General features: G+C 48.4%; 20 protein-coding genes. 15 read left to right on the forward strand and 5 right to left on the reverse strand.

Translation table 11 applies throughout. The annotated features are described in order from the left end of the window. The first annotated feature begins 3 nt into the window (after positions 1 to 3). The 14 genes from DESPODRAFT_RS00570 to DESPODRAFT_RS00645 all read left to right on the forward strand — a co-directional run bounded on the left by DESPODRAFT_RS00570 (position 4) and on the right by DESPODRAFT_RS00645 (position 15,107). On the forward strand, positions 4 to 264 hold the full coding sequence (locus DESPODRAFT_RS00570; RefSeq protein WP_004070484.1) for a hypothetical protein: 261 nt from the start codon (positions 4 to 6) through the stop codon (positions 262 to 264). 118 nt (positions 265 to 382) lie between these two features. Further along, positions 383 to 778 carry a hypothetical protein gene (locus tag DESPODRAFT_RS00575; RefSeq protein ID WP_004070485.1) on the forward strand — a complete coding sequence of 132 codons (396 nt, stop codon included), beginning with the start codon at positions 383 to 385 and terminating at the stop codon, positions 776 to 778. A 1,347-nt stretch (positions 779 to 2,125) separates the two neighbouring features. Continuing rightward, on the forward strand, positions 2,126 to 3,535 hold the full coding sequence (locus DESPODRAFT_RS00590; RefSeq protein WP_245531976.1) for a radical SAM protein: 1,410 nt from the start codon (positions 2,126 to 2,128) through the stop codon (positions 3,533 to 3,535). Between the two features lie 153 nt (positions 3,536 to 3,688). After that, positions 3,689 to 4,354 carry a hypothetical protein gene (locus DESPODRAFT_RS00595; protein ID WP_004070488.1) on the forward strand — a complete coding sequence of 222 codons (666 nt, stop codon included), beginning with the start codon at positions 3,689 to 3,691 and terminating at the stop codon, positions 4,352 to 4,354. 187 nt (positions 4,355 to 4,541) lie between these two features. Then, complete coding sequence (pstS, locus tag DESPODRAFT_RS00600) at positions 4,542 to 5,576, forward strand: phosphate ABC transporter substrate-binding protein PstS (RefSeq protein WP_004070489.1); 1,035 nt, start codon at positions 4,542 to 4,544, stop codon at positions 5,574 to 5,576. An 80-nt stretch (positions 5,577 to 5,656) separates the two neighbouring features. Then, positions 5,657 to 6,634 (forward strand): phosphate ABC transporter permease subunit PstC, encoded by a 978-nt coding sequence (gene pstC / locus DESPODRAFT_RS00605; protein WP_004070490.1) that lies wholly within the window; start codon positions 5,657 to 5,659, stop codon positions 6,632 to 6,634. After that, positions 6,631 to 7,509, forward strand: coding sequence for a phosphate ABC transporter permease PstA (gene pstA / locus DESPODRAFT_RS00610; protein ID WP_004070491.1), 879 nt, complete (start codon positions 6,631 to 6,633; stop codon positions 7,507 to 7,509). The genes pstC and pstA overlap by 4 nt, the downstream gene beginning before the upstream one ends. Positions 7,510 to 7,542: 33 nt before the next feature. Next, the gene (gene pstB / locus DESPODRAFT_RS00615; protein ID WP_004070492.1) at positions 7,543 to 8,370 is read left to right on the forward strand and encodes a phosphate ABC transporter ATP-binding protein PstB; all 828 of its coding nucleotides are present in this window, start codon (positions 7,543 to 7,545) and stop codon (positions 8,368 to 8,370) included. 219 nt (positions 8,371 to 8,589) lie between these two features. Further along, entirely contained in the window at positions 8,590 to 11,358 is a 2,769-nt protein-coding gene (locus tag DESPODRAFT_RS00620; RefSeq protein ID WP_004070493.1) for a phosphoenolpyruvate carboxylase, read from the forward strand. A gap of 318 nt (positions 11,359 to 11,676) precedes the next feature. Continuing rightward, positions 11,677 to 12,360, forward strand: coding sequence for a hypothetical protein (locus tag DESPODRAFT_RS00625; protein WP_004070494.1), 684 nt, complete (start codon positions 11,677 to 11,679; stop codon positions 12,358 to 12,360). A 21-nt stretch (positions 12,361 to 12,381) separates the two neighbouring features. Continuing rightward, a complete protein-coding gene (locus DESPODRAFT_RS00630) occupies positions 12,382 to 12,600 on the forward strand; it encodes a 4Fe-4S dicluster domain-containing protein (RefSeq protein WP_004070495.1) in 219 nt (72 codons plus the stop codon). Between the two features lie 115 nt (positions 12,601 to 12,715). Beyond that, complete coding sequence (vorB, locus tag DESPODRAFT_RS00635; protein WP_004070496.1) at positions 12,716 to 13,786, forward strand: 3-methyl-2-oxobutanoate dehydrogenase subunit VorB; 1,071 nt, start codon at positions 12,716 to 12,718, stop codon at positions 13,784 to 13,786. A 22-nt stretch (positions 13,787 to 13,808) separates the two neighbouring features. After that, entirely contained in the window at positions 13,809 to 14,552 is a 744-nt protein-coding gene (locus tag DESPODRAFT_RS00640; RefSeq protein WP_004070497.1) for a thiamine pyrophosphate-dependent enzyme, read from the forward strand. A gap of 18 nt (positions 14,553 to 14,570) precedes the next feature. Further along, on the forward strand, positions 14,571 to 15,107 hold the full coding sequence (locus DESPODRAFT_RS00645; protein ID WP_004070498.1) for a 2-oxoacid:ferredoxin oxidoreductase subunit gamma family protein: 537 nt from the start codon (positions 14,571 to 14,573) through the stop codon (positions 15,105 to 15,107). 273 nt (positions 15,108 to 15,380) lie between these two features. Here the strand turns inward: DESPODRAFT_RS00645 and DESPODRAFT_RS00650 are convergent, their stop codons facing one another. The 4 genes from DESPODRAFT_RS00650 to DESPODRAFT_RS00665 all read right to left on the reverse strand — a co-directional run bounded on the left by DESPODRAFT_RS00650 (position 15,381) and on the right by DESPODRAFT_RS00665 (position 19,890). Then, positions 15,381 to 16,535 (reverse strand): acyl-CoA dehydrogenase, encoded by a 1,155-nt coding sequence (locus tag DESPODRAFT_RS00650; RefSeq protein WP_004070499.1) that lies wholly within the window; start codon positions 16,533 to 16,535, stop codon positions 15,381 to 15,383. Positions 16,536 to 16,564: 29 nt separating this feature from the next. Further along, positions 16,565 to 17,110: a helix-turn-helix domain-containing protein gene (locus DESPODRAFT_RS00655; RefSeq protein WP_004070500.1), complete on the reverse strand. Its 546-nt coding sequence runs from the start codon at positions 17,108 to 17,110 to the stop codon at positions 16,565 to 16,567. 89 nt (positions 17,111 to 17,199) lie between these two features. Then, on the reverse strand, positions 17,200 to 18,264 hold the full coding sequence (locus DESPODRAFT_RS00660; protein WP_004070501.1) for a branched-chain amino acid aminotransferase: 1,065 nt from the start codon (positions 18,262 to 18,264) through the stop codon (positions 17,200 to 17,202). Between the two features lie 330 nt (positions 18,265 to 18,594). After that, on the reverse strand, positions 18,595 to 19,890 hold the full coding sequence (locus DESPODRAFT_RS00665) for a radical SAM family protein (protein ID WP_004070502.1): 1,296 nt from the start codon (positions 19,888 to 19,890) through the stop codon (positions 18,595 to 18,597). 162 nt (positions 19,891 to 20,052) lie between these two features. Between DESPODRAFT_RS00665 and DESPODRAFT_RS00670 the strand changes: the two genes are divergently transcribed. Next, positions 20,053 to 20,898 (forward strand): endonuclease/exonuclease/phosphatase family protein, encoded by an 846-nt coding sequence (locus DESPODRAFT_RS00670; RefSeq protein ID WP_245531977.1) that lies wholly within the window; start codon positions 20,053 to 20,055, stop codon positions 20,896 to 20,898. A 131-nt stretch (positions 20,899 to 21,029) separates the two neighbouring features. Here DESPODRAFT_RS00670 and DESPODRAFT_RS00675 read toward each other — a convergent pair whose 3' ends face one another. Then, positions 21,030 to 21,695 (reverse strand): response regulator transcription factor, encoded by a 666-nt coding sequence (locus DESPODRAFT_RS00675; RefSeq protein WP_004070504.1) that lies wholly within the window; start codon positions 21,693 to 21,695, stop codon positions 21,030 to 21,032. Positions 21,696 to 21,821 lie beyond the last annotated feature (126 nt).

The raw sequence follows: 21,821 nt of genomic DNA on the forward strand, positions 1-21,821 counted from the left end.
AAATTGGAAAACGGGATATTTGAACTTTTCAAAACAGGAATATTGTCAACCTTAATTATTGGAATTTCATTCATTAGTTTTAATATAGCAATATGGTTAATTCTGAGACCGGTGATATGCTGGTACTTCAAAATAAATGAAAAAATTGAACTGCTTTCAGAAATTCTCGACCTACTTGAAGAACAAAATATAAGTCAAAAACACACAATTAAAAATAAACCAGAAGATAACAGTCTTGGGCACCAATTTAAAAAATATAGGTAAACACGAAAAACTTATGGCGGATAGCGCCGATCACCCAAACAGTTTAATGAATTCGACTGGAAAAATTTAAAAGCAGTCTGTAAGGAGAAAATAGGATAGCACCCAGGGAGAGCAGAGTATGGGAGCAGATTCGGATTGGGAAACAGCGCCGGCACGACTGGGGGCGGAAGAGATAGCCACCTGGAACAGCGCAATGGCCCAAGGCCCAAACTGCCCAGGTTATCCCCGTTGGTGTGTTGGGGATCTCCGATGGCCCTGCCGGGAGCTCGCTTGCGCGATGCCCAATAGAGTGAACAACCCAGGGTGGGACGGGTTCCGGTGGAAATATCCTACAGGAAACCGACAGGAGAACCCCGGCGGGGACTTGACCAACGGGAACCCGATAGGGATGATCCCGCCGAATAGCTACCAAAGGGGCACGACCAGGGGAAGTCGGTCAGAAGATGCCCGGCTGGTGATGGCCGGAAAAGGATCACCGCCAGGGGAAGTCGGTCAGAAGATGCCCGGCTGGTGATGACTGGCAAGGGATCACCGCCAAGAGAACTCCGACGAGGAAATGACCAACGGGAACCCGATAGGGATGATCCCGCCGAACAGCTCCCAAAGGGACCCGACCAGGGAACCCGGTAGGGATATCTTGAAGACAGCAGCCAGAGGGGAACCGAAAAAGCACCCAGCAGGGAACGGCAGGACACACAGAAATGCAAAAGGTATTAAATATACATAGTGCTATATGTATTAAGCAATTAATATACCAATAACAAAAAACCTTGATATATCAATGAGTTATAGTTATGGCATAGATATTGCTTTGGCCACAAAAATATATAGAACACGATATAAAAAAGAACCCGAAGACGCCAACCAAAATTGATACAAGAAGGCCCAAGGAGCCTCGATGATACCGGTACCAGTAGGTGTGTCCTGGTAGCAAACACCAGGAGGACACAGACGGGAACTTGACCAACGGGAACCCGATAGGGATGATCCCGACGAACAGATCCCAAAGGGACCCGACCAGGGAAAGTCGGTCAGAAGATGCCCGGCTGGTGATGACTGGCAAAGGATCACCGCCAAGAGAACTCCGGCGAGGAAATGACCAACGGGAACCCGATAGGGATGATCCCGCCGAACAGCTACCAAATGTAAAATACAAATTTAAAATGGTTGCGGTTTTGGTTGCGGGTTTTATCCCAAAATAGACAAAAAAAGAAAGGATATGAGGACAGACATATTGAAACAAAAGGTTTTTAGGGCTTTTGCAGCAATAACAACGGCTTTGGGAGCAGGATGTCGGAGGTTCAAGTCCTCTCGCCCCGACCAGTAAAAATAGCCTTTCGGACGATTCCCAACAAAAGCAATTTTTCCTAAACGAAATTTTTTCAGACCACCGACTTTGATAACAAGCCTTTTCCGATACTTTACAATCAAAACATTTCATGGTCGCACGGTGAGCGCATCAAGGTGATTCAGAAAAATAGATTACCCATATAGCTGCACGCGCGCTGATGCCGTTTCCAATACGTTTCAAAGAGGCTCCCTGCTTGCGGCCAGGTTGGTATTCACAGGTCCGAAACCTTAACTACAACGAACTATAAATTCCTAAAAAATTATAAACAGGAATTATTCTTTCTCATCTATCAACCTTCAAAGCCTTCCACCTTTTTAATAAAAAAAATAGTTATTAAAAAATCAAATAGTTAAAAACAAAACACACTTGGTTCACCTCATGGCACCCATCCTGCATAATGTTCCCGTGCTTTTCAATCCAAGGGGCTCGAAAAAAATACATTCCGCAGAGTTTACCCCGGATTCATTTCTTCCGAGCCCCTAAGTAAAACAAAGGAAAAACCCCATGGAGATGGCCGCTCAAATCCACAAAACCCGCAAAGCGTTCCCGGATCTTTACCACACCATGCACTGGCTTTCCCCTGGGGCAACCAGCGCTGCTGAAGCCCTGCGAAGAGAACTGCTTGATGAGATATCCACCCACACCCAAGCCAGGTGGGAGTTTGCCGGCACCAAACTGTATACCCACGCCCTATCCCCGGGCTGTGCCCTGTGCGGACAAGGAACCTGGTCATGCCTGTTCATAAACGGCATCTGCAACGCACGATGTTTTTACTGTCCATCGGAACAAAAAGACCCGGGTCCGCCAATGACAAGCTCAATTGAATTTGAACGGCCAAAGGACTATGCAGACTATGTAAAAAAATTTGGCGTCCGGGGCGTGGCGTTCAGCGGCGGAGAACCCATGATCAGCTTTGACCGGGTCGCCCGTTTTTTAGATCTCCTTGGCCGGGATGCGCCTGATCTTTCCCATATATGGATGTATACCAACGGCATCCTTGTCACCACAGATCGGCTGAAAATCCTTAGAGACAATGGCCTTAAGGAAATTCGTTTTGATTTGTCCGCCGTGGACTATGCCCTGGATAACCTGAAAAAGGCCGTGGGAATCATCCCCATTGTAACAGTGGAAATCCCGGCAATCCCCGAGGATCTGGAACGAACAAAGCCCCTTCTCAAAACGCTTGCCGACCTTGGGGTCAATTATCTCAACCTTCACCAGATCCGGTGTACCCATTTCAACCTGCCGAAACTGATTCAGCGAGGCTACACATTTTTGCATGGTCCCGGGGTGGCTGTACTTGAAACCGAGCTTACGGCCCTTGAACTTATTCAATACAGCCTGGATAATAACATAAACCTGCCCATAAATTATTGCGCATTCACCTATCGCCACCAATTCCAGAAAGCTGCGGCAAGGAAACGAAATGCAAATCTTATCAAAAATGGGTGGGAGGACATTACACCCACCGGATTTATCCGAACCATGATCCTTTCAGGAGACTTAAGTTCGGTCAACAACATTTCAAAATATCTTGAAACAAAAGGTAAAAAAGGAACAGACTGGACCACCGACAAAGAGGGCATTACCATCCCGGGGAGCCTGTGGCCCAACGGCCTGGATCTTTCAGGCTTGACCCTGACAGTGAAATACCATGCCACAGCCTTGCGCAGTGCCCCGTCAATGCGCTACCCGAATATACCGATTCAACTGAATCAAGACAGGCAGGTCATTATCGAAACGGACAACCAGCAGCAAAGTATTCAAATTGCCGGTCCAAAAATTCCTGGGTTTGCCAAAAAATTTCTGTACCCACAGGAACCTGATTCCAATCAGGCTCAATCCGGCCTTGATCTGGAATTGGAAGAAAAAATTTGCAGTTTTGAAAATTTTTCCCCAGGCCTTGCCCCCTATTATTAACGACCTGTTAAGGACCGTTAAGAATTGAACCTGCGCCTTGACAAGAACCGAAGGCCTGCTCTACTGTAACCATAACCCATGGCTCTCACAGCAGGCAGAACAAACACAGCTCTGGCTGCCCGTATCTGTTGACCATTACAACTTGGTGGAAAAATGCCTGCTAAATTCAGGATTAATCTTGAGGGCGTGGAATATTATCTTAGGACGGTTCAAAAAAATTTCGAGCATATTAACGACAGCCTGGATATGCGCCGGGAACCCATGCGCAATGAAATTGTCGAAAACATGCTTGCCGGCTACCGTTACATCAACACCCTGCTTGACCAGGATTTAAGCATGGTGGAGCAGGACGGGCTGCACCATTTCCTTGAACTTAACCATATTGTCTTGTGCGGGGAGGACTTAAAAAAAAGAAAGGATTTCCAACAGCACATCCTGGCCACAAGCGAGCGGTTTTACAGCCAGAAGGAGTTCTGCATCAAAGACCTGCGTTCCTGGGCAAAGAATCATAAGCATGTCACTCCCTGGAAACGCGCCGCCGGCATATATATTCTCCATGTCAGCCAGCCCCAGCTCTTTTTTGAAGGCAACCACCGGACCGGCGCACTTCTGATGAGCAGTATTCTTGTCCGTGCCGGCAAGCCCCCTTTTGTTCTGACGGTGGACAATGCCAAAGCATATTTTGACCCGTCAAGCCTTGCCAAAGCTACAAAAAAGGACCTGATGGGTAAATTATATAAACTGCCAAAAATAAAAAAGAGATTTGCAAAGTTCCTTGAAGCCCAAGCCAATCCGGAATTGCTGATTCGACCGTCTTGACACCTGGAAAATCCTTGAAATATAGCCCTAAAGCGCCTTTTCTCCTCCTGCTGTGCTGACTTACAAGCCCCTCATCAAATCTTAACAAAATCATAACATTTCAAGAGTAGTAATATAGTACTAATGTTGATGGTGTTAATTCTTAACCCAAAAGTATAGTTTGAAATGTTAACAATAGGAGAATCAAATGAAACTCAAATCTTTACTTAATGTTGCTTTATCCGCTGCCGTTGCAGCATCCTTCATGATTGCGGGCTCCGCAACTGCAGCGCCAATCAAAATCACCGGTGCCGGCGCAAGCTTTCCTGCACCAATTTACAGCGAATGGTTCAAAGACCTTGCCAAAAAAACCAATGGCGAAATCAAAGTGGATTACCAGTCCATCGGTTCCGGTTCCGGCATCAAAAACTTCATTGCTCACACCGTTGATTTCGCTGCAAGTGACGCGGCAATGAAACAGGAAGAAATTGATCAGGTACCCGAGGGTGTTCAGCTGCTGCCCATGACCGCAGGCGAAATTGTTCTTGCATATAACCTGCCCGGCATTGAAGGCCTCAAACTGCCCCGGGACGTATATCCCGAAATTTTCCTGGGCAAGATCACCAAGTGGAATGACCCCAAAATCGTTGCCACCAACCCCGGCGTAACCCTGCCTGATACCCCCATCACGGTTATTGTCCGTTCTGACAAATCCGGCACCACCTTTGGCTTCACCGGCCATTTAAGCGCCATCTCTTCTGATTTCAAATCTGCTGTAGGCCAGGGCACAATGGTTCAGTGGCCTGCCGGCAACATGGTAAAAGGCAAAAAAAATGACGGTGTATCTTCCGCCATTCGCCAGACCCCCGGGGCTATCGGTTACACCGAATACGGTTTTGCCAAGCTGAACAAACTGCCCACGGCATGCCTGGAAAACAAAGCCGGCAAATTTGTATGCCCCGGACCTGAAGGTGGGGCTGCTGCCCTTGCCAACGCTGTTCTGCCGGAAAACATGATCGTATTCATCGACGATCCTGCAGGCGATGCATCCTACCCCATTGCAACCTTTACCTGGATGCTGTTCTACAAAAAGAACAAAAGCCCGGAATTGGCCGCAGCGCTTCGCAACATGGTTGAATACTGCCTGGATGAAGGTCAGAAAATTGCTGACAAAGCCGGTTATATCCCCCTTCCTGAAAGTGTTGTAGAAAAAGTTAGGGAAGCCTCTAAAAACATCCAGTAAAAGAATCTTCTTTGTTGATCAGAGGGGCACTTTCATTTAAAATGAATGTGTCCCTGTTTCTTATCCGGAGACCTAAAAAAATGGCCGACAATGAATCTTTGGGTAATGTCGGTGGCAGGACATTATCCAAACCGCCTACCCCGGGCGACATTTTTTTTGACAAATCATTCAGGTTTCTGACCCGCGCATTTACCTGGGCCACCATTTTTCTGCTGGCGTTCATCGTTTATAAAATCGGCGGGAAAGCGTTGCCGGCGTTCCCTGACCTGGGAATTAAATTCCTGTTTACCTCTGTCTGGGACTCAGGACAGGACGTATACGGCATTCTTCCCCAGATTTGGGGAACACTCTACAGCTCATTTCTCGCCCTTATTTTTGGTGGGTTTTTCGGAATCACCATTGCAATATTCATTACCCAGAATTTTCTTCCCTATAAAATTGAAATTATATTAAAAAATATTATTGAACTGCTTGCCGCCATCCCAAGCGTTGTTTACGGACTGTGGGGCATTTATGTTCTGATTCCCCTGATCCGTCCCTTTGCCAATTTCCTGCACGAGTACCTGGGCTGGATTCCTTTTTTTTCCACACGGCTTTCGGGCCTGGGCCTTCTTCCGGCAGCACTGGTTCTCTCCATTATGATCCTGCCCACGGTTGCAGCCATTTCCCAGGATGCGTTCAAGGCCATACCCCATAAAACCAAGGAGGCCGCCTTCGGCATGGGCACGACCCGCTGGGAAGCCATTCTGCTGGTTTTGCTGCCCACGGCATCCGGTGGTATTTTCGGTGCCCTTGTACTGGGGTTTGGCCGGGCACTTGGTGAAACCATGGCCCTTGCCATGCTTGTCGGCAGCATGTCCACAGTTACGCTCTCCGTCCTTTCCCCGGCAGACACCATTGCAGCCCTTCTGGCCAATACCTTTTCCGAAGCAGACCCAGGACTTGAAACCGGCGCACTGATGTATGCCGCCTGCGTGCTCTTGCTGATCACCCTGATTGTTAATATTGCAGGTGCTGTCATTGTTGCCAAGGCAACACCGGGAGGAGATAAAAGATGAGCCGGATCGGCCCTCAACGACCACGGCTGGAACGTCAGCCCATGGAGCCAAGAGCGCTTAAGTCCATCATTTTAAGCACCATCACCATTGTCTGCGCGATCATCGCCTGTATTCCATTATTTTCAGTTCTTATCATGCTGTTGTACCGGGGTGGTAAACGACTGAGCCTTGAACTGTTCTACGCCCTGCCGCCGGGTGCATTTGACGCCCCGGGTGTGGGCGGTTTCGGCAATGCCATCTTGGGTACGGCTTTTATGGTGGGAATTGCCGGTTTGATCAGTATTCCGTTCGGCATCCTGGCAGCGATTTCTCTGGCAGAACTTGACCCCCACAGCAAAGTTTCCGAAATTGCCAGATTCTGCGCAAAAACCATGACCGGTCTGCCGTCCATTATCGCCGGCGTTTTTGCCTACGCCATTGTTGTCATTGTCATGGGCCATTATTCATCATGGGCCGGAGGCGTAGCCCTTTCCGTGCTGATGCTCCCGACCGTCATGCTCACCGCCGAAGAAGCCATTAAAATGGTGCCCAACCCCATGCGAGAAGCAGCCTACGGCATGGGGTGCACCCCGGCCCAGAGCCTGATAAAGGTCATTTTACCCGTTGCCATGCCAGGCATCATCACAGGTGTTGTCCTTGCCGTGGCCAGGGCTGCCGGAGAAACGGCACCGTTGCTGTTCACAGCACTTTTTTCCGAAAGCTGGCTTTCCCCCAACGATCCCACGGCATCTTTGGCCGTACTGATCTACAACTGGTCATCCAGCCCCTATGAAAATCTTATTGAACTGGCCTGGGCCGCATCACTGATCCTCGTTGTACTGGTATTTATCCTCAACATTGTCAGCCGCACCATCGGTGGTAAAATAAAACGATAGCTTTAAATCATGAACAAGGGAGTATAAACGCCCATGGAAGCATTAAAAGAAATAGATGCAAACGAAACCTATGAAAACGACCTGCCGACGGATGTTGCATTGGATTGTAAAGCCGAACGAATTTATTACGGAGATTTCCTTGCAGTCCGGGACAGTCACGTACCCATCAAAAGAAACCAGATCACCGGCTTTATCGGGCCTTCCGGCTGTGGTAAAAGTACGGTGATTAAAAGTATCAACCGTATGAATGACCTGATCCGGGGGTTCCGGTTTGTGGGGGATATCCGTTTCCACGGAGTCAATATCTATGCCCCCAATATCGACCCCGTGTCGGTTCGTCGCAACATCGGGATGGTGTTCCAGCAGCCCAACCCGTTCTCAATGTCCATCTTTGACAACGTGGCCTTTGGGCTGCGCTTGAACCGGTATAAAGGAAACATGCAAGAAAAAGTTGAAAAGGCCCTTAGAAGTGCTGCCCTGTGGAAAGAGGTAAAGGACAAACTTAAAAACAACGGACTGTCCCTTTCCGGCGGCCAGCAGCAGCGTCTGTGCATTGCAAGAGCCATAGCCACCGAACCCCGTGTTCTTCTCATGGACGAACCCTGCTCCGCACTGGACCCCATTGCCACCCGCCAGATCGAAGAGCTGATGGTCAAACTGAAAGAACAGTTCACCGTTGCCATCGTAACTCATAATATGCAGCAGGCAATGCGTGTGGCGGACCAGACTGCTTTCTTTGCCGTGGACATCTCCAGGGGCGGCCGGACCGGCTACCTTGTTGAAATGGGCCCCACCAAAGAACTATTTGAAAATCCCCAGGAACAACTGACCAAAGAGTACCTGCAGGGCGAATTCTCCTGATCCCACGTTTTTTACACAATTACCCGAAGAACCCCTGGAAAAAAGCTTTTCCAGGGGTTCTGTCGTTTATTGAACTTGTCACGCACGTCATATTGACGTATTTTCAATCTTAGCGCTTGTTTGGTAATTGATGAGTCATCAATCCACATTGAAATTTTACAATTTTCATGAACTGATACATACTTGTGTATTTTCTAAACCAATTAAGTTGATAATACTATGAATACAGTTTTTACCCAAGTGAGAAATGCATTGGGCAAACCCTATGACGATCTTCACTTTCTATTGAAGTGCTTTAAAGAGGTGCTGGAGGAAAATAATCAGCAGAAGCTGGTTGGTTTGCTTCCATGGATAAACGCTACACTTCCCTCCGATTCAGACCTGACAAGCAATGAATATATCCATATGATGTCGATGTGTTTTCAGCTGTTAAATCTGGTCGAGGTGAATGGGGCGGTACAAAGCCGTCGGCGTAAAGAAGATGAAAACATGGCTCAAGTGAACGGACTGTGGGCGAATCAATTCCAATATTTGAAATCCAAAGGTATCACCGAGTCCCAAATTCTAAACGTCTTGCCTAAAGTTTTGGTTGAACCGGTTTTAACTGCGCATCCGACAGAAGCCAAACGCACTGTGGTGTTACAGGCATACCGTGGGTTATATCTGTTGCTCGTTAAGCGCGAGAACCAAATGTATACCCGGATTGAACAAGCGGACATCCAGCAGGAGATCAAACATATTTTGCATCGTTTGTGGCATGTTGGAGAGATCTATATTGAAAAGCCACAGTTGGAGTCGGAGCTGGACAATATTCTGCACTATCTGACCCATGTTTTTCCCAGTGTGATTATGATGCTGGACAAGCGGTTGCGTCAAGCCTGGAAAGAATCCGGATTTGATCCGAAAGCGCTTAATAACTCGGATTTACTTCCGGTGCTGTCATTTGGAAACTGGGTTGGCGGAGACCGCGACGGCCACCCGCTGGTGACGCCGGAAATCACCATACAGACGCTTAAAAAACTGCGTATTCATGCATTTTATATTATTAAAAATGAATTAAAAGACTTGGCGCAAACGCTCAGTATCTATCTTAATATCTCGGAGGTGAGCAAAGGTTTTGCTGCTCGGATTAAAGAACTCCAAGAGGAAGTTGGCGTTAATGCCGAAATTGAGCTCAAAGAACATACCGAGGAAATATTTAAAGCTTATGTACTTATGTTAATTCAGAAAATTCCGATTGATCTGAGCCGGGAATTCAACCTTGAATTAAAAGATAAGCCCAATAGTTACCGCAGTTCCATCAATTTGATTGCTGACTTAAACTTGCTATACCAGGAGCTGGAAAAATGTGGCATGGGCGAGATAGCCCATGTTGATGTTGGTCGGACAAAGCGACTCTTGAAAATCTTCGGTTTCCATTTAGCAAAATTGGATATTCGCCAAAACAGTGCCTATCATGAGAAGGCATTAACCCAGTTGATTACCGCATCGCTTGGGGCTGAAGCAGCCGCGCAGATTGACGCGTCACAGGAGGCAAGGCGCGCTTTTCTGGATCAGGAACTGAAAATCAACCGTCCGTTTTTGGTGCAGCATAACAACCTTGACCAGGAAGGACAAAATGTGATCGGGGCCTTTCAGGTTGTTAGTGATCATGTTCAACGTTACAGCCCCAATGCTTTCGGAAAATTGATTGTGAGTATGACCCGAAATACGGAGGATCTGCTTACAGTTTACCTGTTCCTGCGTGAAGTCGGTTTAATTATAAAAAACAACGATGAGCTGGGTACACGTCTTCCAGTTGTGCCGCTTTTTGAAACCATTGAAGACTTGAAGTTAAGCGCAGGCATTCTGGCCGATTATCTGTGCCATCCGATTGTAAAAAAAAGTTTGCAGATGCAGTCGTGTAACAATCCCAATGGTGAATTGATTCAGGACGTCATGATCGGTTATTCAGACAGTAACAAGGACGGCGGCGTTCTGGCGAGCGCCTGGTTCTTGCACGAGGCACAGAAAGAATTGACCCAAATAGGCGAAAAACACGGCGTGAAAATCCGTTTCTTCCACGGTACCGGTGGCAGCATCAGTCGTGGCGCGGGACCAAGTCATTGGTTCATCAAAACTTTGCCGCACGGATCAATAAATGGTAAATTTCGAGTTACCGAGCAAGGCGAGACAATTGAGAGAAAATATGCCAACCTGGTGAATGCAGCATATAATCTAGAGCTGATGGTTTCGAGTGTTACAGCACAAACCGTGTTACACGAAAACACCAAAGGCAAGCACGAAGAAGTTGAGAGTCTATTCCATCGCTTAGGTGATCGGGGGCGTCATTATTACCGGCAGCTGATTTCCGATCCTGATTTTATCACCTTCTTTTCCCAGGCAACACCAATTGATGTTATCGAGTCGAGTAAAATTGGTTCTCGCCCGGCACGTCGTACCGGGAAACGCAGCATGGAAGACCTTCGGGCAATTCCTTGGGTGTTCAGCTGGTCGCAATCGCGCTTCAATATTACCAGTTGGTATGGTGTCGGCGCCACCTTGAATGAACTGAAAAACCAAAGCCCGAAGGCGTACGAAAATTTGCTTCATTTCGTTGAATACGATCCTTTTGCACGTTATGTGATGACAAATTTGGACAGTAGCCTGGCATCCACGGATGTGCGGATTATGGAAAAGTATGCTTCGTTGGTTCAGGAGGTGGAGATTCGTGACCGAATCATGGGGATGATTAAAAATGAACTGGACTTAACGCGTAAGATGGTCGCCGATGTGTTGAAACGACCAATTAACGAACGACGCATTAATCACTATTACTCAACCATACTCAGAGCCGAGGCGCTTAATAATTTGCATGATGCGCAGGTTCAATTGCTACAAAAATGGCGCGAAGCTAAAAACGCCAAGTCGAAAAAAGAGGACCATTATCTATTTGCCCTTTTGCAGTGTGTTAATGCAATTGCCAACGCACTCGGCGCAACAGGTTGATCTGAAAAACAGATTTCAATTTTGCCGAGGCTCTTTTTATATAACGGCCATGTCTTGACGGATACAACAAACAATGAAAGATGTGAGTAGTGAGTATTGAGAAAACAGCTTGTTTTAAATCTCACTACTCAATACTCATAACTTTCTTATAAAAAGCAATGCAGGGCTAAAAGGGCCGCTGTAGGCGCTTCTCCCTCTTGTTTCCTCTATCTTGTTTCTAATTTCTTGCAAATATCATTGAAAAACCTTGCTCAATTTGATTTAATCCATAGTTTATGATTATTTAATGGTATTCTAACCCGTTAAAGAAAGGGCGGCATGTTACCCGATATCAGCGGCATCATTATAATAGCCGGAAATTACGGCAGCGGCAAAAGTGAAACGGCCGTCAACCTGGCAGTCGTTTCCCGGCGGGCGGGAAAAAGTGTCAAGATAACGGATCTGGACCTGGTCAACCCCTATTTCAGAAGCAGGGAAGCCAAAAAACCTCTGGAAGATTTGGGCGTGGAAGTGGTGCTGCCGGACAAAAAATACATGCATGCGGATCTGCCCATCCTTAGCTCTGCTGTGGGTGACATGATTAAAAATCCAGCCCAGGTGACCATTTTGGATGCAGGTGGCGATGGTGCAGGAGTGACTGTTCTTGCCGCCCTGGCAGATGTGCTTAAGAAAAGCCATGTCAAACTGCTGCAGGTCATTAACCCGTTGCGACCCAATACCAGGGATGTCCAAGGCTGCATTAAAATAAAGGCGCAGATCGAAGCCGCCGCAAAATTGCCTGTCACGGGCCTGATTTCCAATGCCAACCTTCTTGACGAGACCACGCCGCAAATTATTTATGACGGTTACAATCTGGTGACCCGGGTATCCGAAGCCACCGGTCTTAATATTGAATTTATAACAGCGTCGACCAGGCTTATGCCCCAACTTGCCACGGAACGGATATCCTGCCCGATCCTGCCCATTGACCGGTTGCTGGCATTCCCCTGGACACGCACTTAACACCAAGGAGTACTACTTACAATGGCATATAAACACATTATTGATGCCGAAAGGTGCAAAGGGTGCGGTCTTTGTGTGCATTTCTGCCCGAAAAACGTGCTTGAGATCACCGACAAGGTAAATGCCAAAGGGCATTTTCCGGCCTTCCAGGCCAGACCGGAGGACTGCATTTACTGCGCCATCTGCTGCACCATGTGTCCGGATGTGGCTATAAGTATAGTTGAAGAACAAAGTGCTTAATTTTTTATAACAGCCATGGGCTGACCTGACATATCAACTGCCAGGCATAGCCCACAACAAAGGTTGAAAGATCTGAGTAACGTACCCAGACTTTCTTATAAAAGGACAAGAGAAAATGGCTAAAGTCTTAATGAAAGGCAATGAAGCAATCGGCGAAGCCGCCATCAGGGCCGGTTGTCTAAACTATTTTGCATACCCCATCACGCCCCAGTCGGAAGTCGCCGAATATCTGAGCAAACGCCTGCCCGAAGTGGGTGGTGTGTTTCTTCAGGGCGAAAGTGAAGTGGCCGTGGGGTATATGATTTTTGGCGCATCAGGTGCCGGAGAGCGTGTTATGACGACGTCATCATCTCCGGGCATAAGTCTGATGAGCGAAGCAATTTCCTATATTGCCGCGGCCGAGTGCCCGGCCGTATTTGTCAATATCATGAGGGGCGGACCGGGGTTAGGCGGAATTTTGCCGTCCCAGGGTGATTATTTCCAGGCAACCAAGGGCGGCGGCCACGGCGACTATCATCTGTTGGTCCTGGCACCGGACGGTGTTCAGGAAGCCGTGGAGATGACCATGCAGGCATTCACCCTGGCTGAAAAATACAGAAATCCCGTCATGATCATGGGTGACGGCATGATCGGTCAGATGATGGAACCGGTGGAATTTCCCGATGATCTGAAAACCGAACCCAGCAATAAGGATGACTGGGCCACCAACGGTATGTCTACCCGGAAGAGCAAAAAGCCCAATCTGGTGAAATCTCTGTTCCTGGATTCGACTGAATTGAACCAGCACAACATGAAGCTTAAGGCTAAATACGAACAGATGAAAAAGGAAGATGTTCAGTATGAGCTTTATAATGCGGACGGGGAGTATCAAATTCTGCTGGCAAGCTACGGTACCATGAGCCGTGTATGCCGCACCGCCATTGACATGCTCAAGGAAGAGGGTATTGAAGCCGCCATGTTCCGACCCAAGACCTTATTTCCCTTTCCTGAAAAACAGGTGCATGATGCCGCAGCTAAAGATAGCTGTAAATGCGTTATCAGCATTGAAATGAGCATGGGTCAGATGGTGGAGGATGTCCAGCGTTGCGTTATGGGCAAAAAACCGGTGGAATTTTACGGGGAGTGTGGTGGTGAAATCCCGTCGCCTGAAAAAATCATCGAAATCGTAAAAGAGCTGATCGGGTAATGCGCCGGTCAAGGAGAAAATAATGGGAAAAGCTTTTTCTACGCCAGAGGCGTTAACAGACAATTACACCCACTATTGTCCCGGCTGCACCCACGGCATTGTCCACCGGCTGGTGGCCGAGGCCATAGACGAATTAGGCATTCGGGAAAAGACCGTTGGCATCGCCCCTGTGGGATGCGCTGTCCTGATCTACAATTACTTTGACTGTGACTTCCAGGAAGCCGCCCACGGCAGGGCCCCTGCCATGGCAACCGGCATCAAGCGGGTACGTCCGGATCTGATGGTATTCACCTACCAGGGAGACGGTGACCTTGCCAGTATCGGCATGGGTGAAATCATTCATGCAGCTAATCGGGGGGAGAAAATCACCGTCATCTTTATCAACAACGCCATTTACGGCATGACCGGCGGCCAGATGGCCCCCACCACCATGCCGGGACAGCGGGCCACCACGGCCCCGGCCGGCCGTGATACGGCACTGACAGGGATGCCCATTCGCATGGCCAATCTCATGAGTGAAATTGTGACCCCGGGTTATGTGACCCGGCAGGCCGTACTCAAGCCACAGATGGTGAACAAATGTAAAAAGGCCATTAAAAAGGCCTTTGAGTATCAGATGAACAATACCTGTTTCAGCTTTGTGGAGGTGATCTCCACCTGTCCCACCAACTGGGGCATGACACCCGTCGATGCATTGAAATGGGCCGAAGAAAATATGCTGCCTTACTATGAACTGGGCGATTACAAAACCCCTGAAGAGGCCTAAAAATATCGGGAGAGACCCATGCAGACAGAAATTAAATTTGCAGGATTTGGCGGCCAGGGCATTCTTCTCAGTGCCAAGCTACTGGCCTATGCCGCAATGAAGCAGGGATACCAGGTCGCCTGGATTCCCTCCTATGGACCTGAAATGCGGGGCGGCACCGCATATTGCACCGTTGTGATCAGTGACAAGCTCATTGGATCACCCATTATAAAAAACCCCACCCACCTGGTGGCCATGAACCGGCCCTCCCTGGAAAAGTTTAACGACACCATCAAGCCCGGCGGGGTTGTCTTCATCAACTCATCACTGATTCCGGTCAGAAGCCGGCGCAAGGATGTGATTGAGCTGGTGGTGCCGGTCAATGATATTGCCATTGAGGCCGGATCCGTAAGAGCTGCGAACATTGTTGCCCTGGCCGCATTTGCAGCCAAAAGCAAGGTGGTGGATCTGGATATTTTGAAAAAATGCATCCAGGAGGAATTTTCAGCAAAGCCGAAAATTATTCCCTTGAACATGGAGGCGTTTGACAGGGGCGTGGCTGCGGCCCAGGCATAGTCTAACGAACGATCTCCAAAAAATAACAAAGGTGGGAAAAAGTCCTTTAAAAGTCTTTTTCCCACCTTTGTTCAGAGGGACAGTACCAGTGGCTTAATGCACACAGAGCTTTGCGGTCACAGCGGCGGGACTGCTCCCGAATTTCACGCGATTCCCTTTTGACTACTTTCTTTATAAGAAAGTCTGCGTAGCTTACTCAGATCTTTCAATCTTTGTTGTGGGCTATGCCTGGCAGTTGATATGTCAGGTCACCCATGGCTGTTATAAAATATTTTATGGTTTTCGTTTATCCTTGAGTACTGAATTTGAAATGACAATACGCTGAATTTCGCTGGTGCCTTCGTAGATGGTAAATACCCGGGCGTCCCTGTAAAACCGTTCCACCGGGTAATCTGTGGTAAACCCGTATCCCCCGTGGATCTGGATGGCCTGGGCCGTGATTTCCTGCACCATTTCAGAGGCAAACAATTTGGCCATGGATGCTTCCCGGGTGAACTTTTCACCCCGGTCCTTCATGGATGCCGCGGAAAGAGTCAACTGCCGCGCGGCTTCTATCTTTGTGGCCATATCCGCAATCTGAAAACGAATGGCCTGGTGTTTGGTGATGGACACGCCGAACTGTTTGCGTTTGCCGGCATACTTGATTGCTGCATCAAAGGCGGCCTGGGCCACACCAAGGGACTGGGCTGCAATGCCGATCCTGCCGCTGTCCAGGCCGGACATGGCGATTTTAAACCCATCCCCTTCCTTGCCCAGGATATTGGCGGCCGGTACCCGGCAATTTTCAAAGATCAGATCCGTGGTGTCCGATGCCCTCAGACCCATCTTGTCTTCATGATGCCCCACGATAAGACCGGGTGTTGCCTTGGGTACAATAAAACAGGATATACCTCTATAGGCCTGGGCTTCGTCGGTTTTGGCCGTGACAAGGACCACGGAACTGCTTTCCCCGGAAGTGATAAACCGCTTGGTTCCGTTAATCACGTAATCATCGCCGTCCTTCACCGCTGTGGTGGTCTGGCTCACCGGGTCAGACCCGGCATCGGGTTCGGTCAGGGCAAAGGCCCCGAGGATCTCCCCGGAGGCCAGGGGCACCAGAAATTCCTGCTTTTGCTTTTTTGTGCCGAATTTATTGAGGGATTCACACACAATTGAATTCTGCACAGACATTACCACGGAAGTGGATGCACAGGAATATGCGATTTCGGACAGGGCCAGCACATAGGAAACCGCATCTGCGGCTTCCCCGCCGAACTCTTCGGGTACCATCATACCCATCAGCCCAAGCTCCCCCATCTGTTTAAAATTGTCGGAGGGAAACTCCCGGGTTTTATCCCGTTCCGCAGCCGTGGGGGCAACCACTTTGCGTGAAAATTCACGCACCATATTCTGGATCATCACCTGTTCATCAGTTAACTTGAATAACATGGTATCTCCTTTTTTTCAAAAAAACGGATTCAAGGCGCATAGACCACCACAATCAGTTCGGCATCGTGGTCCCCGATATTGCGCAGGTCATGCTTGACCCCTGAATTAAAATGAAGGGATTCCCCTGTTTTCAAGACATTGATATGGTCGCCCACCTGGATTTCAACGTCACCGTCCAGCACATAGGCAAACTCCTCGCCCTCGTGCTGAAACCCAACGCCTTCATGGCTGGCACCGGCTTCTACAACGATGCGGAATGCCTTTAAATGGTTGTTTTCAGCGCCGGGCGACAACGGTGTATACGCATAATGATCCGTGCGCTTGGTATAGGCATCGGTCCTGGCTTCCACGGAATCATCCGACTCCTTGAGCAAGAAACCGGAAGCCAACTGAAGGGTGCGTGAGAGCTGGAGCAGCGTTCCCACCGAAGGACGCTGCTCTCCGCTCTCGATTTTCTTAATGACATCTTTTGACAGTCCGGTCTCATTGGCCATGGCGTCCAGGCTGAGTTTTTTATCCAGCCTGGCTTGCCTGATTCGAACGCCCACATGGGTAACTTCTTTGTCTTTAGCCATACGATCTCCAATAGTTTGAGGGTGATCAAACTTCATCTTTGACTGAGCGCTCGTTCAGCGCCGATGGACTAAAAATACATAAGGTTAATTTACTCTACAACTTCAATCCAGCCTTGCGTATCTTCAGCTTTTCCGTACTGAATGTCAGTCACGGCATTATAAAATTTCATGCATGTTTCACCGGGAGTACCGTCGCCGATATGAATCACCCGGTCTTTATAGCGCAACTCTCCCACCGGGGAAACAACGGCTGCAGTGCCGGAGCCAAACATTTCCTGCAGGGTGCCGTTGTCAGCCGCGGCAATGACCTCATCAATGCTGATCCTGCGCTCGCTGACCTTGATGCCCCATTTTTTGGCCAGCTCAATGACTGAAAACCGGGTAATGCCGGGCAGGATGCTGCCGTTGAGCATTGGGGTGATCAGTTCGTCATTGATGAGAAAGAAAATATTCATGGCCCCGACCTCTTCAATATATTTGAGCTCGATACCGTCCAGCCACAGGACCTGATTATATCCCTCTTTTTTTGCCTTTTCCCCGGCCAGAAGACTGGCTGCATAGTTACCCGGGGTTTTGAACTCACCGACACCGCCGCGTACGGCCCTGACATGGTCTTCGCAGACCCAGATTTTGACGGGCTGCAAACCCTGGGCATAGTATGATCCCACAGGAGAGAGAATGATAAAAAACTTGTATGTATAGGATGCCCGGACACCAAGAAAGGGGTCAGTTGCCACGATGGTAGGCCGGATGTATAAAGAGGTTCCCGGGGTTTCGGGAATCCAGGCTTCTTCGATTTTAAGCAGTTTTTTAAGTGCATCCATGACGAAATCGATATCAATTTCAGGAATGCAAAGGCCCTGGCTGGAACGGTTCATGCGGGCAAAATTATCCCGGGCCCGGTAGAGCTGAATTTTACCGTCTTCTGTTTTATATGCTTTAAGTCCCTCAAATACGGCCTGCCCGTAATGCAGCACCATGCTTGCCGGCGACATGGAAAAATCGCCGAAGGGTTCAATGCGGGCATTGACCCATCCCTTGTCCTTTTCATAATCCATGACAAACATATGGTCGGTAAACACCGTACCAAATCCCAGATCTTCATCCTTGGGGCGGGTTCCTGGTTCAGATACCCGGGTAACTTTAACCTCCATTGCGCCTCCGTTCTCAATTGGTTTTAACTGTCATTTAACCGGCCGGCCTTATACCTTATTATATATAAGGGTGCATTCCACAAAATACCGGTTAAGCCGCTCACAGCAAAGCAGCCCATACTTTTAGCAAGTTGCCATATTAGGACAATAATAAATTGAAAGCAAAGACATTTTAAGACGTTAGTCAATTTTATGCCCGGGAGCGCAGATAAAATAAATTTAACGCTTATTGATACGGATCATGAATGATAAAAAATTATTTTAACATCCTAAAAATATCAATACCTTCATCACTCTCTTGTTTCCAGTTTCTTGCCATTAACGCTTAAATTAATAATCTTGATTGGATGGATTGAAATAACCGTGGATCAGATGAGGGAAAGTTTGACTCAATTCTTTTACCAGATTTGCCATGCCGGTCGGGGAGCCGCCCGGGGCTGCTTTTTCCATAATGCGGATGTAATGCCGGGGGTCAAAATTAAGGTTGCGCCACTGAATCATGTTGATGTCCGTGGTGCGGATAAAATCAAAAAGCGCCTGTTTTTCCTGTTCACAATCGGTAAATCCCGGGCAGTTCAGGTAATTGATTGCCACAAAACGGCCTTTTGCCCTGGCCCTTTTGATACTCTCCACAACATCTTCAAAACAGTAGGATTTGGGACGAAAATAGGCGGTATAACACGATTTGCGCACCGAGTTCATACTCACACGCATGCTGTCCAGGCCAACATTGCACAGACGTTCCACCCGGTCGGGCAAACTGGCATTGGAGTTCAGATTGATGGTGCCTTGATCGGTCTTTTCCCGGATCAGGACAATCGCTTTTTCAATGGCATCTGCCGAGGTTAACGGCTCTCCCTCACACCCCTGGCCAAAACTGACCACGGCCTTTTCAACTTTCAGGATATGTTCCAGGGCAACGCCTGCAATCTCTTCCGGATCAGGGATAAAGGATATTCTCTCCTGGCAGGCGCAAAGATTATTTTCCGTTTGAAGGGAGATACATCCAAGGCACCGGGCGTTGCAGACCACGGATGTCGGCAGCGGGGCTTCATACCGGCCCAGGAAAAAATTTTTACCGGCCGGGCACCCGTATTCCAGGGCGCATTTCTCCAAATGGCGCATCAGCCGGTTGTCCGGATATTTTTTTCTATATTTGTCAACCCCTTTCTGAACCTGGTCAATTGGCATCAGCCGCAGATCCTGACGGGGTTCGTCATCCACCTGAAGGGCCGCGGAGCGGAAATTATTTTTCCCAAACCCCAACGCGCCGTAGGAAAAAAGAGGCAAAGGCGTATCCATGCCAACATCATCATAGGCACAGAAATGCAAGTTCACATACCCCGGGGAGTTGAACACACCCACCGGATAAATACGCTGATCCGGCTGGAAAGGATTGGTTTCAAGGGTTTCAAAGCGGTCGGTGGCAAGGTTGAACACAATGGGCGCTCTGCCGGGCAGCATCATCAGTTCACTGCCGTGGGGCATGGGACAGGTACCGGATTTTGTCAGAATAAAAAAATCATTTCCGGACATGCCTGCGGCAGCATATCCGTCCAGTTCAAAAATATTGCCGTGTTCATCAGCCACCACAGCCGTGAGCATCTGTTTATTAATATATGCCATGATGATGCAGGATATACCAGAATGGGGCCGGGATCTCAATTAAAGATTGTTTCCGAATATCAATTTTTGAACGAAAAACTTACCCATCGACCGCGTTGCATTAGGCATTTTAAAAAAAATTTACATGCATCAGCACTGTCCGGGTGCGGCGGGTATTGACAGGTGGAAGGGAATAACGCATTCTACGCCTTGATGTCAAAAATTTCCCCCATATCCGTCCCTGAAAAGGACAAAAACAGGACCGATGTCCCGGTCACCGTCATGACGATGAATCTTAGGTTCGGCCTGGCCAAAGACGGTCCCCATGCCTGGGACCACCGTAAGCCCCTGGTGGAGAAAATCCTGGAAACCTACCCCTGCGATTTTATCGGATTCCAGGAGGTCAACCATTTCCAGGCCGAATTTCTGACCCGGTCACTGAGGTGCCACGGTCATATTGGCTGGCATAACAAAAGGGTTACATGGTGGCAAAGCAACCTGATCCTGTTCGACCCGTCCTGGGAATGCCTGGGTCATCGCCATTTTTTTTTGAGCCCCACCCCGGAGATCCCCTCCCGGCTTCCCGGTTCCAGATGGCCCCGGCAGTGCGTCATTGGATGGTTTAAAAAAAACAACCGGTATATGCTGATGGCCAACACCCACTTTGATTTCACATCCGAAGTCCAGCAAAAAAGCGCTGGTCTGGTCATGGCGTTCTTGAACCGCTTTCCCATGGGAATGCCGCAAATCATCACCGGAGATTTTAACACCACCCCGGGGTCACCAGCCCATCGGTGTTTTAAATCCCGGGGATTTGGTCTGGTCATGGAAGGCAGGCCCGTCACCACCTTCCACAAGTTTACCGGAAAAGAGACAGGGCGTCACATCGACTGGATACTATACAGAAACGGTCTGTATACCGTGTTCGAAGAGGTGATACAGGATTCCTTTAACGGCCTTTTTCCATCCGATCACTACCCCGTCCGGGCCGGTTTTGCCTGGACGCGCCAAGCCCCCCACACATATTGAATGCTGTTTTAAAATAGGCCGGGACAAGGATAAATACCATCCTTGTGGGGGAAATTTGCTATCTTTTAATTGAGATCGGCCAAGTCCCTAAGTAGTTTCTTTTTTATAAGAAAGTCCTGGTTAAGTTAGGTCTACTCCATAATACCAATATGACCCGTTTTTTCAAAATGCACTGCGCAGCGGACCAGTTCGCTTGCATGTTTAATATTCAACTTTTTTTTAATGCGCTCCCTGTAGGTGCCAATGGTTTTAATACTCAAAAACAGGCGCTCGGCAATTTCCCGGGTTGAAAAGCCCCTGCCGATAAGCTTGAAAACCTGAAGCTCCCGATCGGTTAAACGGTCGAAGGGACTTTTTTCCTGTGCCTCGGGTGGATTGGCCATGGACAAAAGAATATGTTCTTTGACTTTTTCATTGAGGTATATTTTTCCGGTAAGCAGAAGACGGGCGGCCTTCACAACCGACTCCACAGCCTCCTGTTTCATAATGTAGCCATGGGCACCGGCAGACAAGGCCCTGGGTGCATAAAGGTATTCATCATGCATGGAAAGCACCAGCACAGGGATATTGCTATGATGCTGTTTCACATATTTGACCAGATCAAGCCCGTCAGACTGTTTTAAGGAAAGATCCACAATGATCAGATCCGGGTTTATATGATTTATTTCATCAATGGCCTGCTCAACGTCTCTGGCACTTCCATGTGCGGCTAAGTCGGGCTCCTGATTGATCAATTCCGCCAGACCCAGCCTGAAAATGGGGTGATCTTCCACCAGCAAAATTTTCTTTTTGGACATATGCCATCCGTATTGACTGTGATATCGTTCGTTTTTTATATCACCAACCAGGTATGAATACCAGATTTTTCAGAGATTACGAAGCGGTGCTGTTCGGAAGGGTCAACGAAACCTAAAAAAAGCAGA

The sequence above is a fragment of the Desulfobacter postgatei 2ac9 genome, from assembly GCF_000233695.2.
Taxonomy (GTDB): domain Bacteria; phylum Desulfobacterota; class Desulfobacteria; order Desulfobacterales; family Desulfobacteraceae; genus Desulfobacter; species Desulfobacter postgatei.

Coding starts and splice junctions, on each gene's coding strand:
- pstA (WP_004070491.1), top strand. CDS start 6,631: ATGAGCCGGATCGGCCCTCAACGACCACGGCTGGAACGTCAGCCCATG.
- DESPODRAFT_RS00575 (WP_004070485.1), top strand. CDS start 383: ATGGGAGCAGATTCGGATTGGGAAACAGCGCCGGCACGACTGGGGGCG.
- DESPODRAFT_RS00650 (WP_004070499.1), bottom strand. CDS start 16,535: ATGTTATTCAAGTTAACTGATGAACAGGTGATGATCCAGAATATGGTG.
- DESPODRAFT_RS00590 (WP_245531976.1), top strand. CDS start 2,126: ATGGCCGCTCAAATCCACAAAACCCGCAAAGCGTTCCCGGATCTTTAC.
- DESPODRAFT_RS00620 (WP_004070493.1), top strand. CDS start 8,590: ATGAATACAGTTTTTACCCAAGTGAGAAATGCATTGGGCAAACCCTAT.
- DESPODRAFT_RS00640 (WP_004070497.1), top strand. CDS start 13,809: ATGGGAAAAGCTTTTTCTACGCCAGAGGCGTTAACAGACAATTACACC.
- DESPODRAFT_RS00675 (WP_004070504.1), bottom strand. CDS start 21,695: ATGTCCAAAAAGAAAATTTTGCTGGTGGAAGATCACCCCATTTTCAGG.
- pstC (WP_004070490.1), top strand. CDS start 5,657: ATGGCCGACAATGAATCTTTGGGTAATGTCGGTGGCAGGACATTATCC.
- DESPODRAFT_RS00665 (WP_004070502.1), bottom strand. CDS start 19,890: ATGGCATATATTAATAAACAGATGCTCACGGCTGTGGTGGCTGATGAA.
- DESPODRAFT_RS00625 (WP_004070494.1), top strand. CDS start 11,677: ATGTTACCCGATATCAGCGGCATCATTATAATAGCCGGAAATTACGGC.
- DESPODRAFT_RS00645 (WP_004070498.1), top strand. CDS start 14,571: ATGCAGACAGAAATTAAATTTGCAGGATTTGGCGGCCAGGGCATTCTT.
- DESPODRAFT_RS00660 (WP_004070501.1), bottom strand. CDS start 18,264: ATGGAGGTTAAAGTTACCCGGGTATCTGAACCAGGAACCCGCCCCAAG.
- pstS (WP_004070489.1), top strand. CDS start 4,542: ATGAAACTCAAATCTTTACTTAATGTTGCTTTATCCGCTGCCGTTGCA.
- pstB (WP_004070492.1), top strand. CDS start 7,543: ATGGAAGCATTAAAAGAAATAGATGCAAACGAAACCTATGAAAACGAC.
- DESPODRAFT_RS00655 (WP_004070500.1), bottom strand. CDS start 17,110: ATGGCTAAAGACAAAGAAGTTACCCATGTGGGCGTTCGAATCAGGCAA.
- DESPODRAFT_RS00595 (WP_004070488.1), top strand. CDS start 3,689: ATGCCTGCTAAATTCAGGATTAATCTTGAGGGCGTGGAATATTATCTT.
- vorB (WP_004070496.1), top strand. CDS start 12,716: ATGGCTAAAGTCTTAATGAAAGGCAATGAAGCAATCGGCGAAGCCGCC.
- DESPODRAFT_RS00630 (WP_004070495.1), top strand. CDS start 12,382: ATGGCATATAAACACATTATTGATGCCGAAAGGTGCAAAGGGTGCGGT.